Genomic DNA, 9,283 nt, shown 5'->3' with positions numbered 1-9,283 from the left:
TAATTTTATCGAGATGTTTTACAATCCAAAAAAACGTCATTCTCATACAGGCGGCGTATCGCCAGCTAACTTTGAAAAGGCGTACTTTGAAAATCTACAGACTGTCTAGTGAAAGCTGGGAAGTCCAGAGAGTCATTTTTATAGTTAGAAAATGAAAAGGCCAGCAAAGCTGGCCTTTCAAAACTTTTTTTGTATCGGTAGTTTCCGCGCATACTAAAGAGTACACGGTTCCACTAGTCGCCTTGGTAGGTCGATACTCCCAGTGCCAAGACCTTTTGATAGGATTGCAAATAAATAGAAGGAAGTCAACATTTTTGTTGTTAAATCGCTTTGAGTTGCTCTAATACCTGCTGTAACTCCCCTTCAATGTCAAATGCTTTCGCTAAGTGATCAACTACTTCTCTCAGTTCTTCATTACATGATTCTATCGTCTTTAACTCGTTAGTAACGGCGTTATATTTATCTAAAATCAGAGATTTTTCCTTTCTAACTCCGGTTAGAGCAGTTTGGGCAATTTTGAGTTGCTTTGTGACGTCATCGTTATATATGTCGGCAAGTGCGGTATCAATAGCTTCCCCGTCCGTCTTTGTTAACTTGTATTTGAAGTAGTGGTGCCTATATCGGCCAGTAGAGGCCTCCCTTGGCGGGAAAACTCTATGTGCAGACACTGTCTGAACCATATCTAACGCGGCGAAAGATGTTTTTTCAGAGTACCTTGAATGCAAATTATGAAAAGAGTCACTCGATATTGAGATATGTTTGGGGTTATTGTAATCCCTTGTCGTTAAAGGAATTACGGTCACGGAGTCAGCTCGAGTTCCCATGACTATACATGGTCGCTTTTTATGCATTTCGCCGGGCATTAGAGAGTCTGTTCGTAATGTGTTTTTTTCTTCACCAGACGACAGACTGAAAATAGAGGATTGATGTCCAAAATCTACTTCGACGATGTTATGTTTTCTGATCAACGACTTAAAGTTTTTGCGCTGCTTCGTAGCATGTGTATAAACCGAGTCTGGAATGTCATTTCCGCTGATATAAATTTCAACACCACCCTCAGTGATATCGATGGACTTGATCAGCCACGATTTGTAGAGAGGCTCTTTTGCAAAGGTGTTCGTAAAGTAGATGTCGTGATCTGACGCACTGAAAGCAGGAATGATCGTGTGCGTGATCCCACTGTAAGTTCGACAGCCGAGCTGAACACCGTTTTCCTCGTTTATGAATTTAACTTCCAATATGGCTCCTTGCCAATAGTCTCTTAATTTGCAGAGTCAATTACAGGATAAAATTGTACCGATGTAAGAGTTAATTACTAGTAGTTAAGCTTTCTCGAATTTGTGTGCGGCTTACGCCTTAAGTTCGAATAGCACCTCCGAGAAAATTGAAGCATTTCTACCTTCGGTTGTCGAGTTTAATACAATCGTATAAGTTGATTTGGTTAAGAAATTACTTTTAACCATGATGTCTGGCGAATTAAAGTTACTAGCAATAGTGATGGATATGGGTTGAGGCAAGTTTTCTTAGGGGATAGGTCCCCTTGAAGTAGTTTCGGTTACTGTTCGCAGATGTGACCTGTCGTAGAAATGACGTACGTCTAGTATCAATATGTTGTTTGAATGAGGGAGTCAGTAGAATTGACAAACAGCAATAGAATGCCAAATAAAGAGGAAGAAGAGCGAAAGGCAGGGAAAATTTTTGTGGAAATCCTTATTTTGTCTTCTGGGTGCTGTTTTGCTGTCGCATCATACATTTTAAGCCATGCTACTGGCGAGGCGCACTGGTTTGGTCGGTCGGGAGCAGTCGTAGTGCTTTTATCTGTCTGGGTTGAGACAAGAAATTATTCAGCTCAGCAACGCATGAATGATTGCAGGCAGTCTGCTGCGGGGTATATCGGTGGGTCACCTCAAGATTGGAGCATCCCTAAACGCAGAAAAGTCTTGGAATACGTAACCTTGTGTTTCATTCTTTTGGGCACCTTGATTTGGGGATATGGCGATCTTGTACCGTGAAATCATGTAATAACGCCATTAAACTCGCTCGATGCGGTCGTCGGAAGCGAGTCTTTCATACCGTTTACGCTAGACGTTAAGTTGCTCGGAGGAATAGTTGAGAGTACTACTATTAATTATGTCAGGCTTGTTCTGTTCGCTGAGTATTTGTATTGGTGGATGGGTTTATTGTATCGGAATTGATTCGAATGGTAATGGTCCATTAATACTCATTTCTTGCATCGAGTAATGTGGAACATTTGCCCCGAAAAATAGCTTACAAACGCGTCAGCTAAGGCGCAAGAATTTCACAGGGTACAGGGAGAACCTAATGAGAAGAGGAAGATATTATCTTGGCCGGGTTGTTAAGATAAATCTTGACCAAAAACGTCTAATGGACGCTATAGCCAATGCGCCGACAGTATCAATCGGCAAGTTTGACTGGACGATAACAGATGTAGTCGATAACAGAAACGAAGATACCCCTTATGTCTTTGGTAAGCTTTCAAAGTATGCAAAGGAAGGTCATGCTACGGTAATTGATGAGGCCAGTCGTTCGCAGGTTAATGCCGATGTACCAAATCTTCTTGAAGCTAGCTCTTCATTTATATATTTGCCTGAATACTCGGGTATAGCATTCTTACAAGTTTGGAATGGCATTCAAGAAGATGTCTTTCGAAGAAGGTTTAAATCTATTATAGAAGCAACGTTTGATGGCTTTTTTGTGGCTTGTGATGTTGAACCTGTGTCAGACTATCGTGCTTTTACGTCCCGTCTCAAAAAATTGAACTATTTCACAGAGTTTTCGGCAACAGTGCATCCCCCCAACCCCCTTTTTGGAAGGCTATGGGGGAGTCTCAATCAATATATTGAGCACCGAAATGCTTCCGAAGTAGCAGTAAAGGAACAAACTTCTAAGACAGAAGGTTTGAAGTCTAAAGTCATAGAACTTATGGATCGAATAATGGACTCCCCAGACTATGAACCAGATGAACCTCCTGCCATTGGGGATGCCGCTATTTTAATGGCTGCCGATGGTTATGGTAGAGGGAAAGTCGTTGGGATGGAAAATGGAGATGAAGTCGTTATCAAAACTAGTGATACACAGAAGAGCTTCCTTCATGACAAAGAGCCAACTCCCGAAGAACTTGCGGCAAAAGCTAAAACTCATTTTGAAAAGGTCTCTAATGAGCGGGATATGAAGCACTGATGAGAATGTTCTATTATTTAAAAGTTTTTTTCTTTAGCTTCGAGTTCGCATTCCTTGTCTTATGTTTGATTGTCTATATGGTTTCACACGGCTTTTTCTCGCAGTATTTTCCTTTGTCTTCACTGAATGACGAGGCAATTCAATGGGTGATGCTCTTTCCCATAGGAATAACTGTATGGACTTTAAAGGAGGGGGTGGGAGTTCTTTTCCCAAGTGAAAAAAAAGAGAAAGTACTGCATGAGTGGCCCGATTATTGGAAGCTTAAAATTCACTTTGATGTCGGTATATCAAACAGTATCTTTTTCACAATTCCATGCATCATTGTTTGGCTTCTGGACGCACTAAGTACTTTGGTTGGGGCTTGGATATTTGCTGGTTTTGCTGGCGCTCTATCAATAAACGCTTTCAGCTTCTACGCTGCAAGAATAAGTTTAAGAAGTGCTTTGATTAGGCTAGATGATGACAATAATTATGATAACCACGTTAAGTAGTAGGCTTTCGGAATGAGGTGTTTTCAGTGAATGTTGGCAGCGGAGGGGGGCCTGAGTTTGCCTTTTGAAATTCATTCTTGGGCGGAGATCTCCGATAGGTATACTGACACGTTACTGCTAGGGAATGGAGCCAGTATCGCAGTAGATGAACGGTTTCATTATGAATCTCTAAAGCAACATGCAATTGAAAACGGCCTTCTTAATGAAGATGTTCAAAGCTTGTTTGATTACTTCCATACTGAAGATTTTGAATTAGTTTTAAGGATTGTATGGCAAGCAACAAATGTTAATGTAGCTCTTCAGATAGAGGACGAAAAGACAGAGGCCGCATATAGGCATGTTCGGGATTGCTTAATCGCTGCCGTCCGAGATATTCACCCGGAGCATAATGATGTTTCTGACAAGCTGCCTTCGGTTGCCGCCTATATGAAAGGGTTCGATAACGTAATTTCGCTCAATTATGACTTAATCGTGTATTGGGCGATGATGCACGGGAACGACTTGGATAATAGACATCTTTTCAAAGATTGCTTTGTAAGGTCCGAGTTTGACGATGATTGGTCAAGGTTTCGTGAGGTATATGGAGACATCGACAGTTGTTCTTTAGTCTTTTATCCTCATGGAAATCTCATTTTGGCGCGAGATAAAATTGAAAACGAGAGGAAGATAAGCTCGCAGAGCAATAATAGGCTGTTGGAGAACATTTTGGAAAAGTGGCAACGAGGCAGCTACGTCCCACTATTTGTTAGCGAAGGAACCGTGCAACAAAAACAGAAATCGATCCAGAGTAGTTACTATTTGAATACGGTTTATCGTGAGGTTCTTACTTCGGTTCAGGATAGCTTAGTCGTCTATGGTTGGGGTGTAGGAGAACATGACCAGCACATCCTAGACAGAGTTGCAAAGTCAGGCATTGATAGAATTGCATTCTCAGTAGTTGATAATGATCAAGCATATTGTAATAGGGTTAATCAGCTTATTAGAGACAACTTCAGCGAGCAATGTGAGGTTTTATTTTTTGATGCTAGAAGCCCTAATTGTTGGGTCAACCCATAGCAGGTGCTCAACATGGGTATTATTGACCTTATCGACTCCCATCAATAGTTGAGTGTATCTGTATGCCTAAAATAGACAGAAAAACAATAGAGGCTGCATACGATGTCGCAAAACGTGTTCATGGAAGACACATCTCAATGACGCGAGGGATAGAAATCCTTGAAACGCGTAATGGTATGAATCCAAATTCAGCTGTCGATTACATATATAGTTATCGGAACTTGATCGAGGGTAAGCGATTTACTCGAACAACCAACGCGGCTGCGACGCGCTACTATTTGGAAATGATATTTAAAGAAAATGGGAGGGACAAGCTACTAAATGCGTTGTCTTCCCTTCGGCAGCACATTGACTATTACGAGACGGTTGGTAATTCTAGCGTAATCAAAGGCAAAGAAATTTATGAGGAGTTTTCTCGAAAAGCTCAGGTCTCTACAAATGATGACTACATCTTTCCTGATGAAGTTAATGAGACTGTAGAGCTTCGCGAGGGTAAGGTACGAAGCGTACATGTCAACATTTACGAGAGGAACCCAGCTGCTAGGGCACAATGTATCGAGCACTATGGTTGTTACTGCTTTATTTGCGGATTCGACTTTTTAAATACCTATGGGGAAATTGGAAGAGACTTCATTCACGTTCATCATGAGTTGGAGTTATCGACCATTGGGAAAGAGTACGTGATAGATCCTGTTCGTGATCTAAAGCCAGTATGTCCAAACTGCCATTCGATGATACATCGGAGAAAACCTGCCTATAGTGTCGACGAAATAAAGGAACAACTAGAAAAATTATAAGCTAAGGTTTTTGACTGCTAAGTGGTTATAAAAGTAAATTTAGCCATTTAAACGCAGATTTTTTCTAAAAACAGAACAAAAACTCTATAAACGATTTATTTAATATCGGAGTCTCTTGAAGAGCTTAAAAACAAAGAGTGCGATTAAACGACTTATTTCATAAGAATAAGAAGTGTAAAGAACCATCGAAAGGGACTCATTTGAGTCCCTTTTTTGTTGACCTTTTCTAGAACAGTCCTATGCTAAGTAATCGTAAAAAATAAAACCTTAATTCAAATGGTTGGGGGAGATGCCACCATTCAGCGGGTCAGTCTAGATAAAGCATTCCATTTGCTGGCAGAAAATCTGCGAGAGCGAAGCGAGCTTAAGTTTATTGAACATCTTACGAAGCTACTCAGTGAGTTGCTTCGCGCTGATCATGTCATGGTTTCGGAAATATTCGAGACCGATATCGCCCGGGCTCACGTGGTGTCCTTTTATTCTCGCGGCAGTCATCTCCAGGCCAACAGCTATGACCTTCACGGCTCCCCCTGTGAAACTGTGATATCGACCGGTTCTTGCGTATACAGCGAGGGCGTATGCAAAACCTTCCCCAATGATGAAATGCTGCAACAGCTTGGTGCCGAGAGTTATGTTGGCGTGCCTATGCTGACTGTTGACGGCAATAAATTGGGTCTGCTGGCAATCCTGAACGATCAGCCAACGGACTATTCAAATGAAGTTCTCGAGCTGTTGCAGGTAGCCGCTTCACAAGCCGCAGCTGAGATGGCACAGGTACGCATTACCAACCGTCTAAAGGAAAGTCAGCGACGTTTACAAACCTTGATGGATAGCCTGCCCGGCATGGCTTATCGATGTAAAAATGACGCCTACTGGAGCATGGAAATGGTAAGCCGTGGCGCCCGCGACCTTACTGGCTACGATCCCGCTGGGTTGCAGGATAACGCGACGATCGCCTACGTCGACCTTATTCATCCTGAAGATAAGGAGAAGGTCGAAGCTAAGGTACGAGAGGCCATCGAGAATGACCGCTACTTCAAGTTAAATTACCGGATTATTCGCGCTGATGGCGCGCTTCGTTGGGTCTGGGAGCAAGGCAAGGGCGTGCGTTCGGAAGCCGGCGAGGTAACTCACCTTGAGGGCTTTGTTCTTGATGTGACTGAACAGTATCTGCACCAGGAGCGCATCACCGAAATTGCCTTTACTGATGAATTAACCGGACTTCCCAATCGACCGGCGCTGCTTGATTTCTTACAGCGTGAATACGCGCGCGAGCAGGCTCCGGACTACTTGCTGGTGCTGATCGATATCCGCGGTTTTCGAAATATCAATGAACGCTTTGGGCTGCATGCCGGGGATAGGTTGTTACGTATCGTAGCTGCGCGCCTGCAGGAAGGTATCCGCGCGATGGAAAATACGGTGCTGCTTGCCCGGCTTACAGGTGATGAGTTTGTCGTGGTCAGTTCCCAGCAAGGCGCTGGCATAGAAGACTTTCTGGAACTGGCAGATATGCTCACCCAGCTGTTTACCAATCCAGTTAGCATGGGCGAGCACCAGCTGCCCTTGCAGTTAAAAATGAGCGGTGCCTGGTCTAGCGCTGCCAGCTCGGCTGCGCAGCTGCTGCAACAAGCCAGTATCGCGATGTATGAAGCAAAACAGAACGGCCTCAGGTATTGCACCTTTGACACCGATCTCGAGCGCAAGGTGAGTTCCGAGCGCCACCGCACAGAGCGGTTCCTTATGGCGCTCGCGAACCACGAACTTAACATTCACTTACAACCGCAAATAGAGCTTAACTCGGGACGCTGCACCGGTGCAGAAGTATTATGCCGCTGGTTCGATAACGAACTTGGCGCTGTGCCACCGGATATTTTTATCGACATCGCGCGAAAGCAGGGGGTATTAGCAGAACTTGGTTACCAGGTGCTGGAGAAAACCTGTGCGCTGATTAACGAGTGGCGGGACAGTTACGAGTCGGTACCGCCAATATCTGTTAATGTTGGCGCGCAGCAGTTCGCTTCTAAAGATGTGGTGGACGATTTTGTGCGTGTTTGCGGTCAGTTACCGCCACAGGCGATAACTCTGGAAATCACTGAAAGCGACTTGATGATCGACCCGAAACAGGCGCTTGAAGTCACTAAACGCTTACGTGGCATGGGCTTTAAGCTGGCGATAGACGACTTTGGTACCGGCTATTCATCGCTGTCTTATTTACAGCAGTTCGACCTCGATATACTTAAAATTGATATGACCTTTGTGCAGGCGATGAGCCGTGATGAACAGAGCCGAACACTGGTTAATACTATTCTCGTCATGGCAAAAACCCTGGGCCTGGAAACCATAGCTGAAGGCATCGAAACTGAAGAGCAGGCGATGATGCTTCAGCAATTAGGTTGTGAATTTGGCCAGGGCTTTTACTATGCCCGTCCTCTGCCAGCAAAAGAGTTTGAGAAACAATGGCTCCAGCATTAAAAACCTTAGGTCCCGGTATTATCCTTGCGGCGGCAGCCGTGGGTGCTTCCCATCTTGTCGCGTCGACCCAGGCCGGTGCGCTGTTTGGTTGGCAGCTCGCCTGGTTAGTTGTCCTAGTTAATATTCTTAAATATCCTTTCTTTCGTTTTGGCGTTTCCTACACGCTTAGTCGCAATGAAAGCTTAGTGAGTGGTTACTATCGCAAGCATAAGCTTTACCTCTGGGGATTTACGCTTTTTAATCTAATTGCGGCAGTCGTAAATACTGCTGGGGTGCTGCTACTCACAGCGAGCTTATTACAGCTGTTTTTGCCCGGATTGAGCCTGACGCTTCTGTGCTGGATTATCTTGTTTGTCTGTCTCATTGTTCTGCTCGGGGGCCAATACCGAAGCCTTGACCTGATCTCCAAATGGATCATGGTTGGCTTGTCACTGGCGACTATTGTCGCTGTTGCTATTGCCTGGCAGAACCATGTTCCACCGCCGGCGGACTTTGTTCCGCCATCGCCCTGGACCTTGTCTGCGCTGGCATTTTTGGTGGCTATGATGGGCTGGATGCCGGTTCCGATTGAGCTTTCTGCGATTAACTCTCTGTGGCTGCGCAGTAAGCAGAAACTCACAACTCTGACCCTTCGCGATGGCCTGTTTGACTTCAATCTAGGATACTGGGCGACAGTTATTCTGGCGGTGTTATTTCTGGCGCTTGGTGCGCTGGTGCAATATGGAGCGCCGCAGCCTATCGCTATGGCTGGGGTTAAGTTCGCTGAGCAATTCGTCGCCATGTACAGTGCCACCATTGGTGACTGGTCCGCATACTTCGTTGGCGGCATCGCATTTCTGTGCATGTTCGGTACCACTCTAGCGGTTCTCGATGGTTATGCCCGAACTCTGCGCGAGAGTTACCGGATTATCACCAAACGCAGAAGTAGCCTGCGGTTGTGGGTCATCGGTCAGGCCGTCGCTGGCATGTTAGTGATTCTTTACTTTCAAAGTGCGCTTGGGCCAATGCTGAGTTTTGCAATGACTCTGGCGTTTCTGACCACGCCCTTCTTCGCCTGGCTGAATTATACTCTGGTACGCACTCAGAAAATGGCACTGGGTTTGCATATCTGGGCATGGCTGGGACTCTTGTATTTATGCGGTTTCACCTTAGTCTATTTATACTGGTTGGTATTCGCTTAGCCAGGCGTGCGAGTCATCCGCAAATCCGTGGCGTTGACCTCACAGAGCTTGAGCTTTGCACTTACATCCCCTTAAATGGGAGCAC

General features: G+C 44.8%; 8 protein-coding genes. 7 read left to right on the top strand and 1 reads right to left on the bottom strand.

Annotated features, from left to right (window positions below):
* Nucleotides 1–320: 320 nt before the first annotated feature.
* Nucleotides 321–1,238, bottom strand: coding sequence for a type II toxin-antitoxin system PemK/MazF family toxin (locus CWI69_RS12110; protein WP_157984279.1), 918 nt, complete (start codon nucleotides 1,236–1,238; stop codon nucleotides 321–323).
* 417 nt (nucleotides 1,239–1,655) lie between these two features.
* Here CWI69_RS12110 and CWI69_RS12105 point away from each other — a divergent pair, with 417 nt between their 5' ends.
* The 7 genes from CWI69_RS12105 to CWI69_RS12075 all read left to right on the top strand — a co-directional run bounded on the left by CWI69_RS12105 (nucleotide 1,656) and on the right by CWI69_RS12075 (nucleotide 9,198).
* A complete protein-coding gene (locus tag CWI69_RS12105) occupies nucleotides 1,656–2,012 on the top strand; it encodes a hypothetical protein (RefSeq protein ID WP_126764594.1) in 357 nt (118 codons plus the stop codon).
* Nucleotides 2,013–2,322: 310 nt separating this feature from the next.
* Nucleotides 2,323–3,201 carry a hypothetical protein gene (locus CWI69_RS12100; protein WP_126764593.1) on the top strand — a complete coding sequence of 293 codons (879 nt, stop codon included), beginning with the start codon at nucleotides 2,323–2,325 and terminating at the stop codon, nucleotides 3,199–3,201.
* Entirely contained in the window at nucleotides 3,201–3,692 is a 492-nt protein-coding gene (locus CWI69_RS12095) for a hypothetical protein (RefSeq protein ID WP_126764592.1), read from the top strand. The genes CWI69_RS12100 and CWI69_RS12095 overlap by 1 nt, the downstream gene beginning before the upstream one ends.
* A 30-nt stretch (nucleotides 3,693–3,722) precedes the next feature.
* On the top strand, nucleotides 3,723–4,748 hold the full coding sequence (locus CWI69_RS12090) for a DUF4917 family protein (RefSeq protein WP_198678954.1): 1,026 nt from the start codon (nucleotides 3,723–3,725) through the stop codon (nucleotides 4,746–4,748).
* A gap of 62 nt (nucleotides 4,749–4,810) precedes the next feature.
* Entirely contained in the window at nucleotides 4,811–5,545 is a 735-nt protein-coding gene (locus CWI69_RS12085; RefSeq protein ID WP_126764591.1) for an HNH endonuclease, read from the top strand.
* 276 nt (nucleotides 5,546–5,821) lie between these two features.
* Nucleotides 5,822–8,017, top strand: coding sequence for a putative bifunctional diguanylate cyclase/phosphodiesterase (locus CWI69_RS12080; RefSeq protein ID WP_126764590.1), 2,196 nt, complete (start codon nucleotides 5,822–5,824; stop codon nucleotides 8,015–8,017).
* Nucleotides 8,002–9,198 carry an NRAMP family divalent metal transporter gene (locus tag CWI69_RS12075; protein WP_126764589.1) on the top strand — a complete coding sequence of 399 codons (1,197 nt, stop codon included), beginning with the start codon at nucleotides 8,002–8,004 and terminating at the stop codon, nucleotides 9,196–9,198. The genes CWI69_RS12080 and CWI69_RS12075 overlap by 16 nt, the downstream gene beginning before the upstream one ends.
* Nucleotides 9,199–9,283: the final 85 nt, after the last annotated feature.

This window comes from Pseudidiomarina halophila (assembly GCF_003987215.1).
GTDB lineage: Bacteria > Pseudomonadota > Gammaproteobacteria > Enterobacterales > Alteromonadaceae > Pseudidiomarina > Pseudidiomarina halophila.
Note: the sequence above shows the minus strand (reverse complement) of the source record. Positions and strands in the feature narration are given on the sequence as shown.